Below are 19,759 nucleotides of genomic sequence, written 5' to 3'. Positions count from 1 at the left end.
AATGCCCGGTCGTTCGTGACGCCAGGGAATGCGGGGGCTTTCCAGCCGTAGGCCCACGTTACGAACCGGGGCTACGTGGGTTCGGAAGAATGCGCCCGGAGCCCGGCGGCCAAGGCAAGGAGGGTGCGGGCGCAAGCAGGAACCAAGGAGCACTCATTCGGCCCGGCGGTCCGGCCGTCCCGCCCACCCACAACTTGTCAACTGGAGCGCGAGCGAGGGCTGAATCCGGCCCCGTGGGACGCAGCGAAGCTCCGGTGATTCAGGGTGACTTGGGAAGGTCATCCCGTTCAACCGGAGCTTCGTTGCGTCCGCGACGGGCCGGTCCCGAACACCTGCATCACGATGATCTACGGACTCGCGCGCTCACCGGGACTTCGAAACAGCCCCGCGGCCGACGCAGGAAGGCCGGGCGACTCAGGAGAACTTGATCGTGTCGAGCTGACCACCGGACGGGGACGGGCAGGTGATGGGCGAACCCGGGGAGGATTCGCACCTCCAGATGATGTCCTGCGGGTTTCTCACGTCGAATGTGAGGGACACGTTCCCCCGAAAAGCATTGACGCTGTCGGTGACCGTGTAGATGGCTCCGGTGAGGCCGATGGTGGGCCAGAACAATTGCCCGTTGTCGTTCAGGATCGTTTGGTTGTCCGGAGCCGGGTCGAAGAATCCGATCTTCTCGGTGAGCGTCATCCGGTACGTGGTGTTCGTGCTGCCCACACGGAAAAACGGCAATGAAGGGTCGGGCAGGCCGACGTTCCCGTTCGTGGTGCCCACGGTGTGGCCGCTGCCGGCCACGTGCCCGCTTCCGTTCTGCGCGTCGTGGCAGGCGTTGACTGCGTTGTCGCCCGTGTTGTAGATGAAGCACGGCCCGCCGTTGTCCCGCCCCTCCGCATGAGCAGAAGCCACTCCGACCGTCGCCATGAGCACCGCCGCGAGAGCCGTCACGCCGGTTTTGATCAGTTTATTCATCGCCCTGAAACTCCCTGGTTGTTCGAACCTGCCATTCACCCTAAATTTCCCGTGCCAGTAAATGCACCGAATAGGCCGACTGACGGCGCGGCACGTCTTGGGCGGTCGCTGCAGCGTTTCAGGCGGCGTAATTTTCCGATGAGCTTACGCTCTCGATCCCGAGGTAACCGCACCTCATTTTCCGGAAACTCGACGGCCGCGTCGACGCTATGGCCGGAATGCTGCAACGCAGGATTTTCGGAGAATTCGACGGTTGCCTTACAGAGCTGTTTCGGAGTCCCGGTGGGGCCACGCGGAACGAGGGCGCACGCGCTCGCCGCCCTGCGGAAACGAACCTGCCACGACCGCTCACTGCACTGGATCCGGCAGTTCCGGCGCCAGCAGGAAGCCGACTTCCCCTCGGGACATGCGGAGAAGTGGTGCGGCAGTGAATCGCGAAAGGGCCTGGCATCGGGCCTGCGTCCGTGGCGCGGCCCGGTGCCAGGGGCCTTCAGAGCATCAGGTGGGCCTTCAGGACATCAGTGGAAGATGCCCGGCGCGATCTGGCCGCCGTACAGGTCGGTGCCGTAGGCGACGTAGATGGTGGGAGCCACGTTGCAGAGGTGGTTCAGTGCGGCGTGGGCATCGCGCCAGTAGCGCTGCTGGGGCTGGTCGAGGTGGAGGGAGTGACCGCCCGCGTGGATGAACAGTTTCTCCACCGCTTCCACGGCGCGACGGGAGGCGCGCACCTGGTTGCGGCGCAGTTCGAGCCGCAGGTGCCGGTCGATCTCGCCGCCGGCCATGACGATGTCGTAGGCGCGACGCATGTCGGACAGGAGGTGATGGCGACTGGCAGCGATGTCGGCACCGGCTTCACCGAGGGCGACGAGCTGGGCGGGGTCGGAGAAGACCCTGTCCCCCAGAACGTTGACCCGGTTGCGGGTGTATTCGACGGAAGCCTGGAGCGCTCCCTGGGCCATGCCGATGGTGGCGGCGGCAATGGCGGTGCTGAACATGACGCCGAAGGGGAGGTGGTAGTAGGGGTCGTCCGGGCGTCCGGCCCTGGCGGCCTGGCCTTCGAAAACCTCGTACTGGTTCAGGACACGGTGGTCGGGGACGAACACGTCGGTGACGCTGATGTCCTTGCTGCCGGTGCCGCGGAGTCCGACCACGTTCCAGCTGTCGTGGTGGATCTCGTAGTCCTCGCGCTCGACCACGAAGTGCCGTACGTCGGGAGGGGATGCGATGGCCCCGGAGGAGTCGGTGACGATACCGCCGATGATCACCCAGGAAGCGTGGTCGGTGCCGGAGGAGAACGGCCAGCGGCCGGTGAGACGGTAGCCGCCCCCGACGCGGACGGCACGCCCCATCGGGGCGTAGGGCGACGCGGTCCAGGTGTCGGGGTCCTCACCCCAGAGTTCCTGCTGCATCTGTCGGCTGCTGTAGCCGAATTCGTAGGCGTGGACGCCGACGACGCCTACGACCCAACCGGCGGAGGGAGAGGCGGCAGCGACCTCGATGACAGCTTCGTAGAAGTCGGCCGGGTGGGACTGCAGGCCGCCGAAGTCGCGGGGCTGAAGCATGCGTACGACGCCGATCTCCCGGAGGCGTCGGACCGTCTCGTCGGGCAGGCGGCCGAGGTCGTCGGCCTCGGCCGAGTGGTCCTTCAGGTACTGCGCATGCTCGTGGATGTGCTTGAGGATCTCGTCCACGTCATTCTCCTCATTGAGCCGTGGACCGGCGTCGTCCGGCGCCGGTGGTGCGGGGTGACTAGTTGTTCGACACGAAGTCGGTGACCAGACGGTTGAATTCGGCGGCGTGCTCCAGCTGGGCCCAGTGGCCACAGCGGTTGAACAGCACGAGCCGGGAGTCGGGGATGAGGGAGACCAGTTCGAGGCTGGCCTCGAAGTGCACGACCCGGTCGTCGCGGCCGTGGATCAGAAGGCTGGGGGCGGTGATGCCCATGAGCTCCTGCGGGGTGGCCCACCGGGTGATCGGGGTGGAGCCAGTAGCCAGGCCCTCCAGGAAGTGCTTCAGGTGATCGGGGCGGCCCTGAGCGGCTGCGGCGCGTTCGGCTGCGATGCCGTCGGCGGCGTCACCGGAGCTGTAGCTCATGATGTCGACGAGGCGGCGCATCGTCTCCTGGGACGGGTCCTGGTATCCGGCGAAGAGGATTTTCATGCCTTCGCTCGGTCCGCCTCCGGGGCCGAACAACCCCGGGCGGGGCTTGGACGCCGGGCCCATGGTGATCAGGTGCGAGACCCGGTCCGGGTGGAGGGCGGCGACGGCGAGGGAGACGACTCCGCCCATGGAATTGCCGACGAGCGCGGCCTTCTCGATGCCGAGGGCGTCGAGGAATTCGACCACCGTGCGCGGATGGTCGCGCTCGGCCATCGGCACGGCCTGCGAGCCGCCCCAACCGGGCAGATCGAGGGCCAACACGCGGAATCGGCAGGCCAGTTCGGGGATGTTCGGGCGGAAGTTGCTCCACGCGGTCGCACCGGGACCGCTGCCGTGCAGCAGGACGATCGGGTGGCCTTCGCCCAGGTCGTGGTAGCGGACGGTGGCACTGGCGAGTGCGACTTCGCGGCTGGTGCCGGACTCGGTCGGATCGTTGCTCATGAAGGACTGCTCCTGCGGGTGCAAGGTGTCGGGGGTGTCGGGGGTGTCGGGGTTCAGGCGTCGAGGCAGGTCCCGTATCCACCACGGTGGAAGACCAGAGGGCGGGCCTCCCGGCTGCCGAGTTCGTGCTGGACCACGGTGCCGACGGCGAGGTCGTGGTCGCCGATGCTGTGCACGCTGCTGAGCGTGCAGTGCACCCAGGCCACCGCGTCGGCGAGGACGGGTGCTCCGGTGGGGCCCTCCGACCAGCTGACGCCGGCGAACTTGTCGGCGCCGGAGGTGGCGAACGCGCGGCACACGTCGAGCTGGTCCGCACCCAGCACGTTGACCGTGAACGCCCCGGACTTGCGGATGCGGGCCCAGGAACGGGAGGCCGACGCGGGGAAGAAGCCGACCAGCGGCGGGTCGAGAGAGATGGAGGTGAAGGTGCCCACCGCCATGCCGACCGGTTCGTCCTCCTCGATCGCGGTCACCACGGCGACACCGGTGGGGTAGTGGCCCAGGGTCCTGCGGAACTCAGCGGAATCGATGGCTACGCCCTGGCTCATGCCGGGTCCTTTCGTGCGGTCGGGACCGCGTGCGGCCCCCTGGGGGAAGGTTCCGGTGCGACGGGATCACCGCGCCTCGGCCGCGTCGGGGCCAGGGGCCCCTTCGGGCACGCGGGTGATGAGCGCGGGCGGGATCGGGCCTTCGGCGCGGTGATGGCCCCAAATGCTCTGGCGGTCGAACATCTTGGGCACCCACATGTCGTCGACCGCGAGTCCGCCGGTGCCGTACTCGATGTGCATGTCGGATGGCGACACCAGGTAGAACGACGTCATCAGGTCGTTGACGTGGCGCCCCAGTGTCATCGAGATCGGAATCCCGCGCTTCTCGCACTCGTCGAGGGCCAGGCCGACATCGTCGATGGAGTTGACCTCCAGCATCAGGTGCTGGAGCCCCACGACCGGGGCCTGGGCAACGGCGAGGGAGTGGTGGCGGCCGTTGATGTGGTAGAAGCGGGCGTTGAGAGGTCCCTGGACGATGCGGTCGGACAGCTTGAACCCGAGCACGTCGGCGTAGAAGGCATCGGCGGCGACCAGGTCCGGGACCAGGAACACCACGTGGCCCATTCCCTGTTCGCCGGTCCGGAAGCCGGACAGGGCGCGGCCGGGGTGGAACGAGGCCGGCACGACGCTGCGGCCCCAGCTGAGCTCGTGGCGCAACCCGAAGGGGTCCTCGAACCAGATCAGCCCCTCAACAGCCCGCTCCTGGCTCAGGTCCGCGTCACCGTGGTGGACCTCGCAGCCGAACGCGGCGACCTTCTTGGCCAGTTCGTCGGCCTCGGCCGCCTCGGCGACGCTCCACCCGATGTAGGCGACGTCGTTGCGCTCGCCCGGATGCAGGGCCAGGCGCCACACGGCGTCGTCCATCTTCAGCCGGACGGCGCCGTCGGGGCCCGGCTCGACGAGTTGGAGGCCGAGCACCTCCGGGCCGAAGGTCTTCCACTCCTCGGTCTGCGGGGTGGCCAGGCCCAGGTAGGCCAGGGAACGAATCATGACTCCTCCTGTGCGAGTACGGCTGACATCAGGCAGCCCGGCGGGCCGGCCCGCACCCGTGCGGGGAGGGGCGACCCACGAGCACAGCCCTAGAATCCGCCATCTAGATTACTCATTCTAGAACGTCTGTGGAACGTAACAGGGGGACGCTGTGGTAGCAAGAGGCATGAGCGAAACGACCAGCCGAAACCAGCGGAGCGATGAGTCACGCCACCGCATCCTGAAAGCGACGTTGGAGCTGGCAGCCGAAAAGGGTTACGAGGGCACGACCATCGCCCAGGTCAGCAAGCGGTCGGGCCTGCCTTCGGGCTCCGTGTACTGGCACTTCGAGAACAAGGACAAACTGTTCGCCTCACTCCTGGAGCACTCGGTCGAGGCCTGGGAAAGGCGGCAGGACTGGCAGTTTCGGCCGGGCGAGCTGCCGCAGGACCGGGTCCGCGCCGCAGTGGCCGTGCGCGCACAGGAGGCCACCGAGGACACGAGCTTCTGGCGACTGGGCCTGCTGCTCACCCTGGAGCGCAGGTTGAGCGGCACGGCAGCCCGGGAGATGTTCCTGCAGATCCGCTCGACCCGCCTGGCCACCATGATCGACTGGTGGAATCAGGTACTGCCCGAGCAGGTCCAGGACCGCGACCCACTGCTGGCCCGGCGACTGTCACAGTTCACCATGGCCGCCGCCGACGGCATGTACATCGCCATCAGCGCAGGCGACGACTGGGACACCGCCGCGCTCGCGGACATGCTGACGGACTCACTCACCCACCTCGTCGAAGCAGCCGGCGCCTCCCTCGCCGAACTTCCCTCCTGATCAACGCCCTTCCTCATCCGCGCAGCACACACGAACACACCACCAGCAGGCGCCCCCCGGCCCTCCCCCGCCCATCCACCCATCGGGCTGAGCGCCCCGGAGACCGGAACGGCCGCCCCAGGGGGCGGCCGAACAGCCCGTACACCGCCGTCCGGGAAACCCGGGCACCATGACCGATTCCGCGGCGGGGATGCCAGCGCACGGGCTCACCGTCCGCCATCATCCCGGCGACGCGGGGGCGAGCCGGGCCGCATCGAGGGCGGGCGGGTCAGCGGCGAGCGGTGGGGCAGTCCGGCGCGGGGCCGATGGCGTCGTTGATGCGGCGACTGATCTCACGCAGGTGCGTGGCGTGGGCCTTGGTCAGCGGGGCGAGCATCAGTCGCCGGACTCGCCGTGGTCATGCTCGGCGCCATCGGGGTCCACCTGCGGCGAGGCGAGGCCAAGGCGGTTCCGGCCAATGTGGTCCTGCTCGTTCTCGCCGCCCTGGTGGCGTGGGGCCGATTCGGCCCCCACGCCTTCTGAGCCGCCCCACACATCCCGCCCCGGCCCCCTCACCGCGAGGCGTCGGGGCGTGTGAGAGAACCGCTCATCGCCGCGGGCATCCGCAACGCCCGGGTCAGCCCCAGGGCCGCCGTGCGGACCGCCGTGGCGAGCTGGGCGGGGTGCCAGCGGGTCACCGGGACGGCCACCGAGATGGCGGCGACGGCTGTGCCGTCGGGGGCGAAGACAGGGGATGCCACGCAGCTGATGCCGGTCACCGCTTCCTGCTCCTCGTAGGCCAGGCCCGCCACCCGGACCTGTTCCAGGATGGGGCGCAGTCGGGCAGGGTCGGTCACCGAGTGCGGGGTCAGGCGGGGAAGCGGGCCGGCCAGGATTTCCTCGGTGAAGTCCTGCGGGGAGAAGGCGAGCAGCACCTTTCCGACGCCTGTGCAGGTCAGCGGGAGCGCGCCGCCCACGCGGGAGGGCAGGGGAAGTCTCTCGTGGCCGTGGATGCGTTCCACGTAGATCACGGACCGGTCCTCACGGATGCCGAGGTGCACCGTCTCCCGGGTGGCTTCGTACAGGTCCTGGAGGAACGGCAGCGCCGTCTCCCGCAGGTCCTGGCGGCGCGGCACCAGGGTGCCGAACTCGAAGAGCAGCCCGCCCAGCTGGTACTCGTCACCGGACCGTTCCAGCAACCCCAGGCGGACGAGGTCGGCAGCAAGGCGGTGCACGGTGCTCCTGGCCAGGCCGGTGCGTGCCGAGAGGTCGGCGAGGCGCAGCCGGCCGCCTGCGGGGCGGAAGCAGTCGAGCAGGCTCATGGCCTTGTCCAGCATGTTGCCGTGCACTGCATTGTTCCGTGTCACGGGTCTCATCCTGGCCCCTGAGCGGGGTGCAGGACACGTTTTGTTCCATGTCGCGGAACAAACCTTGGTCCGGTGGCCGCTCGGCCTCTATACCTGCCGTTGTCGAGCCGCATTTCCCTGTTGGCCGCATTTCCCTGTTGACGGAGGTTGTCCGCCATGAGTTCCCCCGCGGTCCGCGAGACCGCCGACCTGCTGGCCGAGGCCGAGCGCACGGGCAAGCCGGTGGCCCCCGTGCGTGACCGGTTCGCCGCCGGTGACATCGCCACCGCGTACGCCGTGCAGCGCGTCAACGTGGAGCGGAAGCTGGCCGCGGGCCGTCGTGTGGTCGGGCGCAAGATCGGCCTGACCTCGCCCGCCGTCCAGGCCCAGCTGGGCGTCGATCGGCCGGACTTCGGTGCCCTGCTGTCCGACATGGCGGTACCGGACGGCGGCACCGTGCCGGCCGGACGGCTGCTGCAGCCGAAGGTGGAGGCGGAGGTCGCGCTCGTCCTCGGCACCGACCTCGATGTGGCGGAGCCGAACGTCGCGGACATCATCCGCGCCACCGACTTCGCGCTGCCCGCGCTGGAGATCGTCGACAGCCGGATCGCCGGCTGGGACATCACCATCACCGACACCGTCGCCGACAACGCCTCCTCCGGCCTGTTCGTCCTCGGCACCGCACCGGTTCCGCTGACCTCCGTCGATCTGCGCGGCGTCACCATGACGCTGCTGCGCGGCGAGGAGAAGGTGTCCGCGGGCAGTGGCGCCGACTGCCTGGACGGCCCGCTCAACGCCGCCGTGTGGCTGGCGGGCGCCCTCGCGGAGATGGGCGAGCCGCTGAAGGCCGGGGACATCATCCTCACCGGCGCCCTCGGACCGATGGTTCCGGCCGCGCCCGGTGACCGGTTCGAAGCCCGCATCTCCGGACTCGGCTCCGTCCGCGTCCGATTCGCACCCGAAGAAATCGAAGGAGCAGCCCAGTGACCACCAAGGTCGCCGTCATCGGCTCCGGCAACATCGGCACCGACCTCATGATCAAGGTGCTGCGGCTGTCGGAGACCCTGGAAATCGTTGCCATGGCCGGTATCGACGCCGCGTCGGACGGTCTCGCCCGCGCCCGTCGTCTCAAGGTCGCCACCACCCACGAGGGCATCGACGGGCTGGTGAAGATGCCCGAGTTCGAGGACGTCGAGATCGTCTTCGACGCCACCTCGGCCGGCGCGCACAAGCGCCACGAGGAGGTTCTGCGCCCGCTCGGCCGCGTCCTGGTGGACCTCACCCCGGCCGCGATCGGCCCGTACGTGGTGCCGCCGGTCAACGGCGAGGAGCACATCGGCTCGCCCAACGTCAACATGGTGACCTGCGGTGGCCAGGCCACCATCCCGATGGTCGCCGCCGTGAACTCCGTGACCCCGGTCCACTACGGCGAGATCGTCGCGTCGATCTCCTCCCGCTCGGCCGGCCCCGGCACACGCGCCAACATCGACGAGTTCACCGAGACCACCTCCGCCGCCATCGAGAAGGTCGGCGGCGCGGCCCGGGGCAAGGCGATCATCGTCCTCAACCCGGCCGAGCCCCCGCTGATCATGCGGGACACCGTCCACTGCCTGGTCTCCGACTGCGACACCGACAAGGTGAACCAGGCGATCAAGGACATGGAGCAGAAGGTCCAGGCCTACGTGCCGGGCTACCGCCTCAAGCAGGACGTCCAGTTCGACGAGGTCACGGGCGACGACCCGCTGCGCACCCTGCTGCCCGAGAACGACCGTGCCGGCAAGGCGTGGAAGGTCTCCGTCTTCCTCGAGGTCGAGGGCGCCGCCCACTACCTGCCCGCCTACGCCGGCAACCTCGACATCATGACCTCCGCCGCCCTGCGCACCGCCGAGCGCATCGCGGCCCACCGCAACCAGGAGGGGGCGGCCAAGTGACCACCAACATCTATGTCCAGGACGTGACCCTGCGGGACGGTATGCACGCCGTCCGCCACCGCTACACGGTCGAGCAGGCCCGCGCCATCGCCACCGTGCTCGACTCCGCCGGGGTCTCCGCCATCGAGATCGCCCACGGAGACGGCCTGTCCGGCTCGTCCATCACCTACGGCGTGGGCGCCCACACCGACTGGGAGTGGATCGAGGCGGTCGCCGACGCGGCGAAGCAGGCCGTCCCGACCACCCTGATCCTGCCCGGCATCGGCACCCTGCACGACCTCAGGCAGGCACACCGGCTCGGCATCCGCTCGGTGCGCGTCGCCACCCACTGCACCGAGGCCGACATCTCCGCCCAGCACATCGCCGCCGCCCGCGAACTGGGCATGGACGTCTCGGGATTCCTGATGATGTCCCACATGACCGAGCCCGCCGAACTGGCCCGGCAGGCCAAGCTGATGGAGTCCTACGGCGCCCAGTGCGTCTACGTCACCGACTCCGGCGGCCGGCTCACCATGGACGGCGTCCGGGAGCGGTTCCAGGCGTACCGGGACGTCCTCGACCCCGCGACCGAGATGGGCATCCACGCCCACCACAACCTCGCCCTCGGCGTCGCCAACAGCGTCGTCGCCGTCGAGAGCGGCGCCGTGCGTGTCGACGCCTCCCTCGCCGGGCAGGGCGCGGGCGCCGGTAACTGCCCGCTGGAGGCGTTCATCGCCGTCGCCGACCTCCAGGAGTGGAAGCACGGCTGCGACCTCTTCCCGCTGATGGACGCGGCCGACGACCTCGTCCGCCCGCTCCAGGACCGCGAGGTGCGCGTCGACCGCGAGACCCTCACCCTCGGCTACGCGGGTGTGTACTCCAGTTTCCTGCGCCACGCCGAAATCGCTGCGAAGCGGTACGGGCTCGACACCCGGTCCATCCTCGTCGAGGTCGGCCGTCGCAAGCTGGTCGGCGGCCAGGAGGACATGATCATCGACATCGCCCTCGACCTGAAGGCCCAGGCCGCCGCCTGAGGCTGCGGCCGAACCGAGGCCCCCCGGCCCCATGGCCGGGGGGCCTCACGGCTGTCAGCCCTTGTTCTGCGCCGCCCAGAACTCCTCGAACGTCAGGAGCCCGTCGCCGTTGACGTCATGCGCGTTGATGACGGCCTGGGCCACCGGCTCCGTGACGTGGGGGTCACCGAGCTGAGCCATCACGCTCTTGTACTCGGCGGCCGAAATCAGTCCGTCGCCGTTCAGATCGAACCGCTCGAATGCCTTGCGCGCCGACTCGATGTCCGCCACAGTTCCACCCCTTCGCCACGCCCGACCCGGGCCGGGCCAACTCCCGGGCCAGGAATGCTTCCTGACCCGTTCCGGACCCATGTCCGGCTGACGGTGGCCAGATTAACGGGCGCGCGGGATGGCGGTCCCGTCGGCCGGTGACCGATCATGAACGGGCGTCCGCCGTCCCGGCGGATCGCGGTCCGGACGGGGAGCGGGAGAACGATGAGTGACGCACTGGCAGAGATTCTGAACGCCGCGGCGCTCGGACGGTTTCCCCCGCCGGACGGATCCACGACGGTGGTGCGGCAGCCCGACGCCCGGGATGCGGGAGTACTGGCACTCACCGCGCATTCGGTGGTGTTCACCGACGAGGATCCGCAGTGGGTACGGGCCGTGCTGGCCGCCACCCCCGGTGATCCGCTCTGCACGACGATGAATCCGTACTTCCTGAACGCCCTGCTGGCCCGGAGCGGACGGCACATGAACACCATCGATCTCCTGACGGTCGCCGACGCGCTGCCGGGCGAGCCCGACATCGCGCTGCGGGAGATCGAGGACCCGGAACATCCGCGGGTGGCACGGGCGATGAAGTACCGCGACGAGGTACGGGTGTGGTCCGCCGGCAACGGCGTGGTGATCCTCGGCCGGGGAGTCGCGGGGCGCTGGGAGACCGCGATCGAGGTGGACGAGGAGGCGCGCGGCCGAGGGGTAGGGGTTCAACTGGCCCGCGCGGCCCGGCATCTGGTGCCGGACTCGGTGGTGTGGGCGCAGCAGTCGCCGGGGAACGCCCGCAGTGTGCGGACGTTCCAGAAGGCGGGGTTCCGGCCGGTGGGCTCGGAGGCCCTGATGATCGCGGGGTGACCGGGCCCCGCGGTCGGCGCCCGGCCCCTCAGCGGAAGACGCCGGTGTGACCGAGGGAGTAACGGCCCGGCTGCGGGTAGACGGCGAGTCCGTGCGGACCGCTGCCCACCGGGATCCGGGCGCGCAGCTTGCCGGTGGCCGTGTCGATCGCGTACACCTCGGAGTCGTAGCGCCCGCTCAGCCAGAGGGTCTTGCCGTCCGCCGAGACACCTCCCATGTCGGGGCTGCCGCCGTCCGGCAGACGCCATTTCTTCACCGGCGCGCGCTCGGCGAAACCGAGGACGGAGATGGTGCCCTCGCCCCGGTTGGAGACGTACAACTCCTTGGAGTCGCGGCTCACGTAGAGGCCGTGGGCGCCCTCGCCGGTGGGCGTCAGCTTCGGGGTGGTGAACCGCTTCCCGTCCAGCACCCACACCCCGTTCGCGACCATGTCCGCGATGTAGAACGTGCCGCCGTCGGGTGAGAGCTTCACGTCCTGCGGCATCGCGCCCTTGAACGGGAGCTTCTGCTGGCCGACCACCTTCATCCCCGCGGTGTCGACCTTGAGGAGTTCGCCGGAGAACTCGCAGGAGACGATGAAGTACCGTCCGTCCATGGAGAAGTCGGCGTGGTTGACGCCCGCGCAGCCGACCGGAACGGTCCTGGCCGTCTTCATGGTGTGGGCGTCGCGGAAGACCAGTTGGCGCTCCTGGGAGGCCATCACCACGGCGTACTTGCCGTCGGGCGTGAAGTAGAGGTTGTACGGGTCGGAGACGGGTACTGGGCGGCCCGCCCTGCCGGTCCGGGGGTCGATCGGGGTGAGGCTGTCACCGAGGTCGTTGTTGACCCAGAGGGTCTTCAGGTCCCAGGAGGGGACGACGTGCTGCGGCTGGCGGCCGACCTCGATGGTCCTGATGACCTTGTACGTCGCGGGGTCGATCACCGACACCGTGTCGGAGTTCGTGTTGGGGACGTAGATCCGGGACGGGAAGCCCTTGACGGCCGGGGAGAGTTTTCCCGGCCGGTCGGCCGCGTACACGTCCCGGGGGTCGAGCACCGGCGGCATGCCGGGCAGCCCCGGCGCCACGGACGGGATGGCCGGCTCCGTCCCGACGGGCGATGCGGCGGCCTCGCTGCCGACGGGCTCGGCGCTCCGCGTCCCGCCGGAGGTGCCGCAGGCGGTGAGTACGGCCAGCAGGACACCGCCGAGCAGGGCCGCGGCGTGCGGGGAGGAGGGAAGCATCAGGTCACCCGTTCCGTGGTCGTCGCCGCGCGCGGACGGCGGCGGTCGATGCGGCGGCCCGGCTGTGCACCGGAGTGCCTGGGGCGTTCATGAGTAGTCACGGTACGGGTGAAATGCGTAAAAAATCACATATGCCCCACCGGTGGCACCCCGTGAATCATTCGCCGAACCCCATAACCATTCACTGCTTGCCAGGCCAGTGACACATCACACCTTCGATCCATATGGAAAATGTCGCTATATAGCGACGAATGTACCTTTTGAGGCTTTGGCGAAGAGGTCGCCCGTCTGCCATAGTCGGTAACACGACCGCAGAGACCCGAGCAGTCGTCACAAGCGGCCGCGAATACACCCCCACGTCGCGGCCTACCGCACAGCAGCCCCCCGAAGTGCCCCACCAGGACCGACCGGGGGCTTCTGTGTATCCGGAGCCGGGACGTATCCGGAGCCGGGACCCGCCGGTCTCAGCGGTCGGAGATCCGCATCTCGAACCAGGTGGTCTTGCCGCGCGGCAGCAGATCCACGCCCCACCGGTCGGAGAGCTTGTCGACGAGGAAGAGCCCGCGCCCGCTGACGTCCATCTCCCGGACCGGCATCAGGCACGGCAGTCCGCGCGAGGGGTCGCGCACCTCGATCCTGATCCAGCCGCGACGGCGCAGCATCCGCAGACCGAAGACCCGGGCCCCGGTGTGCCGCACCGCGTTGCCGACGAGTTCCGAGACGAGCAGCACGGCATGCTCGGCGGTCTGCGGCGAGAGCGACCACTGCCGGAGCACCACGCACGAGGTGAGCCTCCGGGCGGTGGCCGCGGACTCCGGGCGGGACGGCAGCCGGACCTCGCCCTCTGCCGGACTGCCGAACAACTCCAGCGCCTTGAACGCCCGTTCGTCCTGGATGGCCGGCATCCTGCGTTCCGCCGTCGCGCCGCCTTGCGGTCGCGGCTGTTCCACACCCTCCAGGCCCGCCATGCCCACCATCATGGCCGCACGACGGACGCTTCGGAGCCGTTCCAAAGGAAAACACACACCGGAATGCCTGCTTCCGTACCAGGCACGAGACATATGCCAGTGGCAGGTAACACCTCATCAGGACCGGTTTGACCTGCACGGATACTGGTTCCGGGCAGGGATGTCGCTCGCCTCGGGCGGATGGACCTTAAGGTTCCCTTAAGGTCCATCTCATCCGCCCGCACGGATGAACCTGCGTCATCCTGTGCCCAACGTGCGTTCGATCAGAGGAACTTGGCCTTGCCCGGCCCCTCCTCCACAAAGCTGCGCATGCCGCGCTCGCGGTCCTCGGTGGCGAACAGTCCGGCGAACCAGTTCCGCTCGATCGTGAGCCCGGTGTCGATGTCCGTCTCCAGACCCGCATCGACGGATTCCTTGGCCGCGCGCAGCGCGAGAGCGGGCCCCTTCGCCAGTGCGGCGGCCCAGGCGTGCGCCTGCTCGTACACCTCGGCGGCGGGCACCACGCGGTCCACCAGACCGAGCGCCAGGGCCTCCTCCGCCTTCACATGACGGCCCGTGAAGATCAGGTCCTTGGCACGGGAGGGGCCGATCAGCCGCGCGAGACGCTGGGTGCCGCCCGCTCCGGGGATCAGCCCGAGCAGGATCTCGGGCTGGCCCAGCCTGGCGTTGTCGGCGGCGATCCGGAAGTCGGCACAGAGCGCCAGCTCACAGCCGCCGCCCAGCGCGTAGCCGGTGACTGCGGCGACGACCGGCTTGGGGATCCGCGCCACCGCGGTGAAGGCGTCCTGCAGCGCCTTGGACCGTACGACCATCGCCGTGTGGTCCATCGCCTGCATCTCCTTGATGTCCGCGCCCGCCGCGAACACCTTCTCGCCCCCGTAGAGGACCACCGCACGCACGTCGTCGCGCCTGGTGGCCTCCTCGGCCAGTTCGCGCAGCCGGTCCTGGGTGGCGACGTCCAGGGCGTTCATGGGCGGGCGGTCCAGCCGGATCGTGCCGACACCGTCGCTTGCTTCGAGAGTCACGGTCATGGGAGGCAGGTTAACCGGCGCTAACGACGGCGGACCCGGTGCCGTTGGTCACAGCACCGGGCCCGCCCGTTCTCCGTACCTCTGCGACGGGTGCTACGCGGTCCACTCCGACCAGGACATGTTCCAGCCGTTGAGGCCGTTGTCCGGCTGGATCGTCTTGTCCTTGGAGTTCTTGACGACCACGACGTCGCCGATGATCGAGTTGTCGAAGAACCAGGCCGCCGGCGTCTTCTTGCTCCAGGCACCGCGCACGTCCTGCAGACCGACGCAGCCATGGCTGGTGTTGGTCGACCCGAAGACGCTGGAGGCGCCCCAGTAGTTGCCGTGGATGAACGTCCCCGAGGTGGACAGACGCATCGCGTGCGGTACGTCCTTGATGTCGTACTCGCCGCCGAAGCCGACGGTGTCACCGTTCATCCGGGTCACCTTGAGCTTCTCACTGATGACCATCTGGCCGTTGTACGTGGTGGTCGCCGGGGCACCCGCGGAGATCGGGATGTCCCTGATCTGCTTGCCGTCGCGGACGACCTTCATCCGGTGCGTACTCGCGTCGACAGTGCTGACCTGACTGCGGCCGATCGTGAAGGAGATCGTCTTGGCCTGCTTGCCGTAGACGCCCGGACGGCCCTCGACCCCGTCGAGGTCGAGATTCAGGGTCACCTTGGTGCCCGGCGCCCAGTACTGCTCGGGGCGGAAGTCGAGACGGTCGTTGCCGAACCAGTGCCCCTCGATCGGTACGGACGGCTCGGCCGTCACCTCGATGGCCTTCTCGACCGCGGCAGGGTCGGTGATGCCGCGGGTGAAGCGGATCGAGACGGGCATGCCGACGCCGACCGTGGAACCGTCCTCCGGGGTGTACTGCCCGATGAAGGTGTTCTCCGGGACCAGCGTGGTGAAACTGGTGTCCTTCGCCGACTCACGGCCCTTCGTGTCCTCGGCGATCGCATGGACCCGGTACGTGGTCGCGAGAGCCAGATGCTGGTCCGGCGCCCAGCTGGCACCGTCGGCCGCGATCTTCCCGCTGACCTCCTTGCCCTTGGGGTCGGAGACCTTCACCGTGGTCAGCTTCCCCTGCGCTGCCGAGATCTTCAGCGCCCCGCTGGTCGCGACGGAGTCCGCCCCGTCCTTCGGCGTGATGGTCACCACGGCCTGCGAGGCGGCGGTCTCCTCGGCCTTCGCGCCCTTGCCGTCCCTGTCCGCGCCGCCGCTTCCCCCTCCGCACGCCGTCACCAGCATCAGCAACGCGCCCAGCGCCAGAGCCGTCAGTCCGCCGGCTCCCCGTCCGCGTCGCCCGGTGTTCACCCCGGCCGATGCCCCCGATATCGGCTGCCCGTTCACAAGTGCTCGTCTCCCCTCACACGGCCTGGCCCCGCCAAGACCCCTCGGAAGCCCGCAGGCCCCCGCCCCCGCGCGCGGCACGTGCGCGCTCCTCGAAAGAAAACCACACGGACCGTGCGGTTGCGCCCCTCGGGATGTCACCGTTCAGTCCCAAGTTCCCCCAGGTCCAGGCGAGATGACGGGCAGTCCGGCCGAGGTCGCCGTCCGGGGAGGGAGAGATCAGCCGAGGATGCCGCGGTCGTAGCCGACCGCGACGGCGGCGGCCCGGTCCTTGGCCCCCAGCTTCGCGAAGATATGGGTGAGATGGGTCTTCACGGTGGCCTCGCTGATGAACAGCTCGGCGGCTATCGCACGGTTCGAGGTCCCCTTGGCGACGAGTTCGAGCACCTCGCGCTCCCGGCCCGACAGCGATTCGCCGCCCGGGGCCGCCGGAGTACGCACCCGTGAGACGAGCCGGGAGGCGACGGCGGGCGAGAGCACGGTGCGGCCGTCGGCGGCGGCGCGGACGGCGTTGAACAGCTCGTCACGGGGCGCGTCCTTGAGCAGATAGCCGGTCGCACCGGCCTCGATCGCGGGCAGGGTGTCGGCTTCGGTGTCGTACGTGGTCAGGACGAGCACCTTGGACCGGGCGCGGCGTCCGGTCAGTTCGGCGATGGCGGCGACTCCGCCGCCGCCGGGCATCCGCAGGTCCATCAGGACCACATCGGGGTCGAGCCGGGTCACGAGGTCGACGCCCTCCACCCCGTTCGACGCCTCGCCGAGCACCCGGAAACCGGGATCCGAGTCGAACATGCCGCGCAGACCGTCCCGTACGACGGGGTGGTCGTCCACGACGACGAGGGTGATGACGGGTGCGGAAATCTCAGTCATGGCAGGACAACGTACTGGTCAACGGTGGTGCCGGACCAGTGGCACGCGTGCGCTGACGGCCGTCCCGTGGCCCGGTTCGGTCTCCACCTCGACGGTGCCCGCGACACGTTCGGCGCGGGCCCGCATGCCGCCGAGCCCGAACCCGCCCGCGCCGTCGTACGACGGCGGCGCGGCCGGGTCGAAGCCGCGGCCGTCGTCCCGTACGTCCAGGACGAGTTCATCGCCCATGAAGGACAGGGTGATCCCGACCCGCGAGGCCCCGGCGTGGCGGCCGACGTTGGCGAGGGCCTCCTCCGCGATACGGAGCAGGGTGGCGGCTATCTCGTCGTGGACCGGCTCGGCGGTGCCGGTGACGGTGAACGCGGTCCGCGTCCCGTGGCGTTCCGCCCAGCCCGCGATCGTCTTCTTCAGCGCGCCCGGCAGGTCGTCGTGCTCCAGGGCGGCGGGGACCAGGTCGTGCACCGAGCGGCGCGCCTCGCCCAGGCTGTGCCGGGCGAGGGCCGCGGCGCGGTCGAGGTGCTGCCGGGCCAGTTCCGGGTCGGTGTCGGAGATCGATGTCGCCGCCTGGAGCTGGGCGATGATGCCGGTCAGGCCCTGCGCGAGCGTGTCGTGGATCTCGGCGGCGAGCCGGCGGCGCTCGTCCGCGATGCCCGCCTCACGGGCCTGGAGGAGGAGCTGGGCGTGCAGGCCCGCGTTCTCCGCGAGGGCCTGTTCGAGGCGGGCGTTGGCGGATTCCAGTTCGGTGATGGTGTCGACCTGGGTGCGGGCGTGCTCGGCCTCCCGGTCGCCGATCTGGGCGAACACCAGGGTGAGGGTCGCGTGCAGGACGAGGAGGATGCCGAAGGCGACCCAGTTCATGAGGCCGGCCGGCGGGAGGCCGCTGCCGGACTGCGAGCCCGCCATGATGACGGCGGTGGCCAGCAGCCCGGCGCGCATGGCACGTCGCGGAAGCAGCCGACCGGCGTCGAAGTAGCCGAGTACCGCGAACATCGAGAAGAACGGGTTGCACCAGGTCAGCCCGAGGGCCAGCAGGGTGCGGGCGACGAAGTAGGCCTGGGCGGCCCGCGACTGCGGGACGTTCTTCGGTCCGGCCCACCCCCACCAGAGCTGGAGGACGAGCGCCGCCGGGACCAGCACCGCGGCGGCGTACAGGTCCGAGCGGGACATGATGAGGTCCGCCGTCACGGCCGAGACCACGGTGGCGAGGCCGAGCAGCCCGTACGGCCCGTACCGGTAGAAGCGTTCCCACCACTGCGCCGCCGTCGTCGCCGCGGTCGCGCCCGTCTCCGCCATGTCTCCCGCCTTCATGCATCCACCACCCCGAAGCCCGTCACTCCCACCGGAACAGGCGTGTCGCCGACACCGTCACCAGGGCCGCCCACAGTGCCATCACGCCCAACTGGACCCAGCCGGGCCAACTGCCGGTCGCCGCGCGGTCCAGCGCCTGGGAGGCCGCACCGAACGGGGTGACCTCGACGATGCGCCGGAGGGTGTCGGGCATGCTCTGCACCGGGAGCCAGACCCCGGCAGTGAACATCATCGCAAGATAGACGACCGATCCGATGGCGGAGGACGCCTTGGTGGTGCGGGAGATCGCGCAGAGCAGCGCGCCGAGGGCGAGCACGCTCGCCGTCGCCAGGAGCAGCGCCAGGAGGTAGCCGAAGGGCTGTTCGGGCAGCGTGACGTCGAAGACGATCCGGCCGACGGCCATCACCAGTGCGGCGGAGCCGAGGGCCGCGGCGCCGTGCAGCGCGATCTGCGCGACGAGCAGGGCGGACGGCCGTACCGGAGTGGTCGACATACGGCGCAGGATCCCGCGCTCGCGGTAGCCGGTGAGGACGGGCGGCATGGCCTGCAGCCCGGCCATGATCATGGCGAGCAGCACCGCCACCGGCACGTAGAGGTCGATCACGCGGCGGCCGTCGAGCCCTTCCTCGGGGTGCCGGAAGGACGGGATCAGGCCGAGGATCGTCAGCAGCACGGCCGGGAAGACGAGGATCCAGAACACGCTGCCGGGTTCGCGGAGGAAGAGCCGCGTCTCGGTCCTGAGCACCGCTGCCCAGGGAGTGGTCGTGGCCGGGGGGCCGGCCGGGTGCGCCGTGGTCATCTCAGGCCGCCCCTTCTGTTTCCGTGAGGTCGAGGTAGGCGTCGTCCAGGGTCGACTCGGTGACGCGCAGCTGGTGTGCGGTGATGCGGTGACGGGCCAGCAGCGAGATCACCGCGTTGACGGTCTCGTCGGTGCCGTTGATGACGATCCGGCCGTCCTGCTGCTCGACGAGGACCGCGCCGGGCAGCCGGCCCAGCTCGGTGTCGTCGATCGGACGTGACGGGGTGAAGGAGATGACCGTGGCGCTGCCCGTACCGTGGGCCAGACCGGACGGGGTGTCGAGGGCGACGACCTTTCCCTTGTCGATGACGGCGACGCGGTCGCAGAGCCGACTGGCCTCTTCCATGAAGTGGGTGACCAGAAGGACCGTCACGCCGCTGTCGCGTACGTCCTCGATCAGCTGCCAGGTGTCCCGGCGGGCCCGCGGGTCCAGACCGGTGGTCAGCTCGTCGAGAATCACCACCTTCGGATTGCCGACCAGGGCGAGCGCGATGGACAGCCGCTGCTTCTGACCGCCGGACAGTGCGGCGTACCGGGTCGCGTACGTGGTCTGCAGTCCGAGGCGCTCGGCCAGGGCGCGCCAGTCGGCGGGCTCCGGGTAGAAGGCGCTGTACAGCTCCAGGGCCTCGGCCACGGTGAGCTTGGGCTGGAGCTCGCTCTCCTGGAGCTGGACGCCGAGCAGCCGGGTCACCCGCTCGTGGTCGGCGACCGGGTCGAGACCGGCGACGCGGACCGTACCGGCGTCGGGGATCCGCAGCCCCGCGACGCACTCGACGGTGGTGGTCTTGCCCGCGCCGTTGGGCCCGAGGATTCCGAAGATCTCCCCCTCGTCGACGGTGAAGCTCACTCCGTCGACGACGGGGCGCCCGGCGTAGGCCTTGTGCACCCCGTTCACTTCGATGATTGCCATGGCTACCAGAATCGT

At 69.5% G+C, this 19,759-nt stretch carries 21 protein-coding genes; 6 read left to right on the top strand and 15 right to left on the bottom strand.

The window, feature by feature from the left end; genetic code table 11:
• Nucleotides 1-414: 414 nt before the first annotated feature.
• The 5 genes from AB0L71_RS07015 to AB0L71_RS06995 all read right to left on the bottom strand — a co-directional run bounded on the left by AB0L71_RS07015 (nucleotide 415) and on the right by AB0L71_RS06995 (nucleotide 5,108).
• Nucleotides 415-969, bottom strand: coding sequence for a hypothetical protein (locus AB0L71_RS07015; protein WP_365238914.1), 555 nt, complete (start codon nucleotides 967-969; stop codon nucleotides 415-417).
• Between the two features lie 518 nt (nucleotides 970-1,487).
• Entirely contained in the window at nucleotides 1,488-2,660 is a 1,173-nt protein-coding gene (locus tag AB0L71_RS07010) for an acyl-CoA dehydrogenase family protein (RefSeq protein ID WP_365238912.1), read from the bottom strand.
• A gap of 58 nt (nucleotides 2,661-2,718) precedes the next feature.
• Complete coding sequence (locus tag AB0L71_RS07005; RefSeq protein WP_365238909.1) at nucleotides 2,719-3,570, bottom strand: alpha/beta hydrolase; 852 nt, start codon at nucleotides 3,568-3,570, stop codon at nucleotides 2,719-2,721.
• A 53-nt stretch (nucleotides 3,571-3,623) separates the two neighbouring features.
• On the bottom strand, nucleotides 3,624-4,118 hold the full coding sequence (locus AB0L71_RS07000) for a flavin reductase family protein (protein WP_365238906.1): 495 nt from the start codon (nucleotides 4,116-4,118) through the stop codon (nucleotides 3,624-3,626).
• A 66-nt stretch (nucleotides 4,119-4,184) separates the two neighbouring features.
• Nucleotides 4,185-5,108 carry a VOC family protein gene (locus AB0L71_RS06995; protein WP_365238904.1) on the bottom strand — a complete coding sequence of 308 codons (924 nt, stop codon included), beginning with the start codon at nucleotides 5,106-5,108 and terminating at the stop codon, nucleotides 4,185-4,187.
• A gap of 166 nt (nucleotides 5,109-5,274) precedes the next feature.
• Between AB0L71_RS06995 and AB0L71_RS06990 the strand changes: the two genes are divergently transcribed.
• On the top strand, nucleotides 5,275-5,916 hold the full coding sequence (locus tag AB0L71_RS06990) for a TetR/AcrR family transcriptional regulator (protein WP_365238902.1): 642 nt from the start codon (nucleotides 5,275-5,277) through the stop codon (nucleotides 5,914-5,916).
• A gap of 399 nt (nucleotides 5,917-6,315) precedes the next feature.
• Complete coding sequence (locus AB0L71_RS06985; protein WP_365238899.1) at nucleotides 6,316-6,438, top strand: hypothetical protein; 123 nt, start codon at nucleotides 6,316-6,318, stop codon at nucleotides 6,436-6,438.
• A gap of 29 nt (nucleotides 6,439-6,467) precedes the next feature.
• Here the strand turns inward: AB0L71_RS06985 and AB0L71_RS06980 are convergent, their stop codons facing one another.
• Nucleotides 6,468-7,232 carry an IclR family transcriptional regulator gene (locus tag AB0L71_RS06980; protein WP_365239118.1) on the bottom strand — a complete coding sequence of 255 codons (765 nt, stop codon included), beginning with the start codon at nucleotides 7,230-7,232 and terminating at the stop codon, nucleotides 6,468-6,470.
• A 186-nt stretch (nucleotides 7,233-7,418) separates the two neighbouring features.
• Here AB0L71_RS06980 and AB0L71_RS06975 point away from each other — a divergent pair, with 186 nt between their 5' ends.
• Genes AB0L71_RS06975 through dmpG form a run of 3 tightly spaced genes read left to right on the top strand, consistent with a single transcriptional unit; the run spans nucleotide 7,419 to nucleotide 10,185 of the window.
• Nucleotides 7,419-8,228 (top strand): fumarylacetoacetate hydrolase family protein, encoded by an 810-nt coding sequence (locus AB0L71_RS06975; RefSeq protein WP_365238897.1) that lies wholly within the window; start codon nucleotides 7,419-7,421, stop codon nucleotides 8,226-8,228.
• A complete protein-coding gene (locus AB0L71_RS06970; protein ID WP_365238894.1) occupies nucleotides 8,225-9,172 on the top strand; it encodes an acetaldehyde dehydrogenase (acetylating) in 948 nt (315 codons plus the stop codon). Before AB0L71_RS06975 ends, AB0L71_RS06970 begins: the two co-directional genes overlap by 4 nt.
• Nucleotides 9,169-10,185: a 4-hydroxy-2-oxovalerate aldolase gene (gene dmpG / locus AB0L71_RS06965; protein WP_365238892.1), complete on the top strand. Its 1,017-nt coding sequence runs from the start codon at nucleotides 9,169-9,171 to the stop codon at nucleotides 10,183-10,185. Before AB0L71_RS06970 ends, dmpG begins: the two co-directional genes overlap by 4 nt.
• A gap of 54 nt (nucleotides 10,186-10,239) precedes the next feature.
• Here dmpG and AB0L71_RS06960 read toward each other — a convergent pair whose 3' ends face one another.
• Nucleotides 10,240-10,455, bottom strand: coding sequence for an EF-hand domain-containing protein (locus AB0L71_RS06960; RefSeq protein ID WP_365238889.1), 216 nt, complete (start codon nucleotides 10,453-10,455; stop codon nucleotides 10,240-10,242).
• 204 nt (nucleotides 10,456-10,659) lie between these two features.
• Here AB0L71_RS06960 and AB0L71_RS06955 point away from each other — a divergent pair, with 204 nt between their 5' ends.
• Entirely contained in the window at nucleotides 10,660-11,298 is a 639-nt protein-coding gene (locus tag AB0L71_RS06955) for a GNAT family N-acetyltransferase (protein ID WP_365238886.1), read from the top strand.
• Nucleotides 11,299-11,326: 28 nt separating this feature from the next.
• Here the strand turns inward: AB0L71_RS06955 and AB0L71_RS06950 are convergent, their stop codons facing one another.
• The 8 genes from AB0L71_RS06950 to AB0L71_RS06915 form a co-directional block, all read right to left on the bottom strand.
• Nucleotides 11,327-12,520: a PQQ-binding-like beta-propeller repeat protein gene (locus tag AB0L71_RS06950; protein ID WP_365238883.1), complete on the bottom strand. Its 1,194-nt coding sequence runs from the start codon at nucleotides 12,518-12,520 to the stop codon at nucleotides 11,327-11,329.
• 464 nt (nucleotides 12,521-12,984) lie between these two features.
• Entirely contained in the window at nucleotides 12,985-13,500 is a 516-nt protein-coding gene (locus tag AB0L71_RS06945; protein ID WP_365238881.1) for an ATP-binding protein, read from the bottom strand.
• 251 nt (nucleotides 13,501-13,751) lie between these two features.
• Complete coding sequence (locus AB0L71_RS06940; protein WP_365238879.1) at nucleotides 13,752-14,519, bottom strand: enoyl-CoA hydratase-related protein; 768 nt, start codon at nucleotides 14,517-14,519, stop codon at nucleotides 13,752-13,754.
• Between the two features lie 93 nt (nucleotides 14,520-14,612).
• Complete coding sequence (locus tag AB0L71_RS06935) at nucleotides 14,613-15,857, bottom strand: Ig-like domain-containing protein (protein WP_365238877.1); 1,245 nt, start codon at nucleotides 15,855-15,857, stop codon at nucleotides 14,613-14,615.
• 219 nt (nucleotides 15,858-16,076) lie between these two features.
• On the bottom strand, nucleotides 16,077-16,727 hold the full coding sequence (locus AB0L71_RS06930) for a response regulator transcription factor (RefSeq protein WP_365238874.1): 651 nt from the start codon (nucleotides 16,725-16,727) through the stop codon (nucleotides 16,077-16,079).
• Nucleotides 16,728-16,745: 18 nt separating this feature from the next.
• The gene (locus tag AB0L71_RS06925) at nucleotides 16,746-18,035 is read right to left on the bottom strand and encodes a sensor histidine kinase (RefSeq protein WP_365238871.1); all 1,290 of its coding nucleotides are present in this window, start codon (nucleotides 18,033-18,035) and stop codon (nucleotides 16,746-16,748) included.
• Between the two features lie 22 nt (nucleotides 18,036-18,057).
• Nucleotides 18,058-18,834, bottom strand: coding sequence for an ABC transporter permease (locus tag AB0L71_RS06920; RefSeq protein ID WP_365238869.1), 777 nt, complete (start codon nucleotides 18,832-18,834; stop codon nucleotides 18,058-18,060).
• Nucleotide 18,835: 1 nt separating this feature from the next.
• Nucleotides 18,836-19,744, bottom strand: coding sequence for an ABC transporter ATP-binding protein (locus AB0L71_RS06915; protein ID WP_365238866.1), 909 nt, complete (start codon nucleotides 19,742-19,744; stop codon nucleotides 18,836-18,838).
• Nucleotides 19,745-19,759 lie beyond the last annotated feature (15 nt).

The organism is Streptomyces sp. NPDC052052 (assembly GCF_040680455.1).
GTDB lineage: Bacteria > Actinomycetota > Actinomycetes > Streptomycetales > Streptomycetaceae > Streptomyces.
The sequence above is the reverse complement of the archived record's forward strand: the minus strand, read 5'-3'. Positions and strand labels throughout refer to the sequence as shown.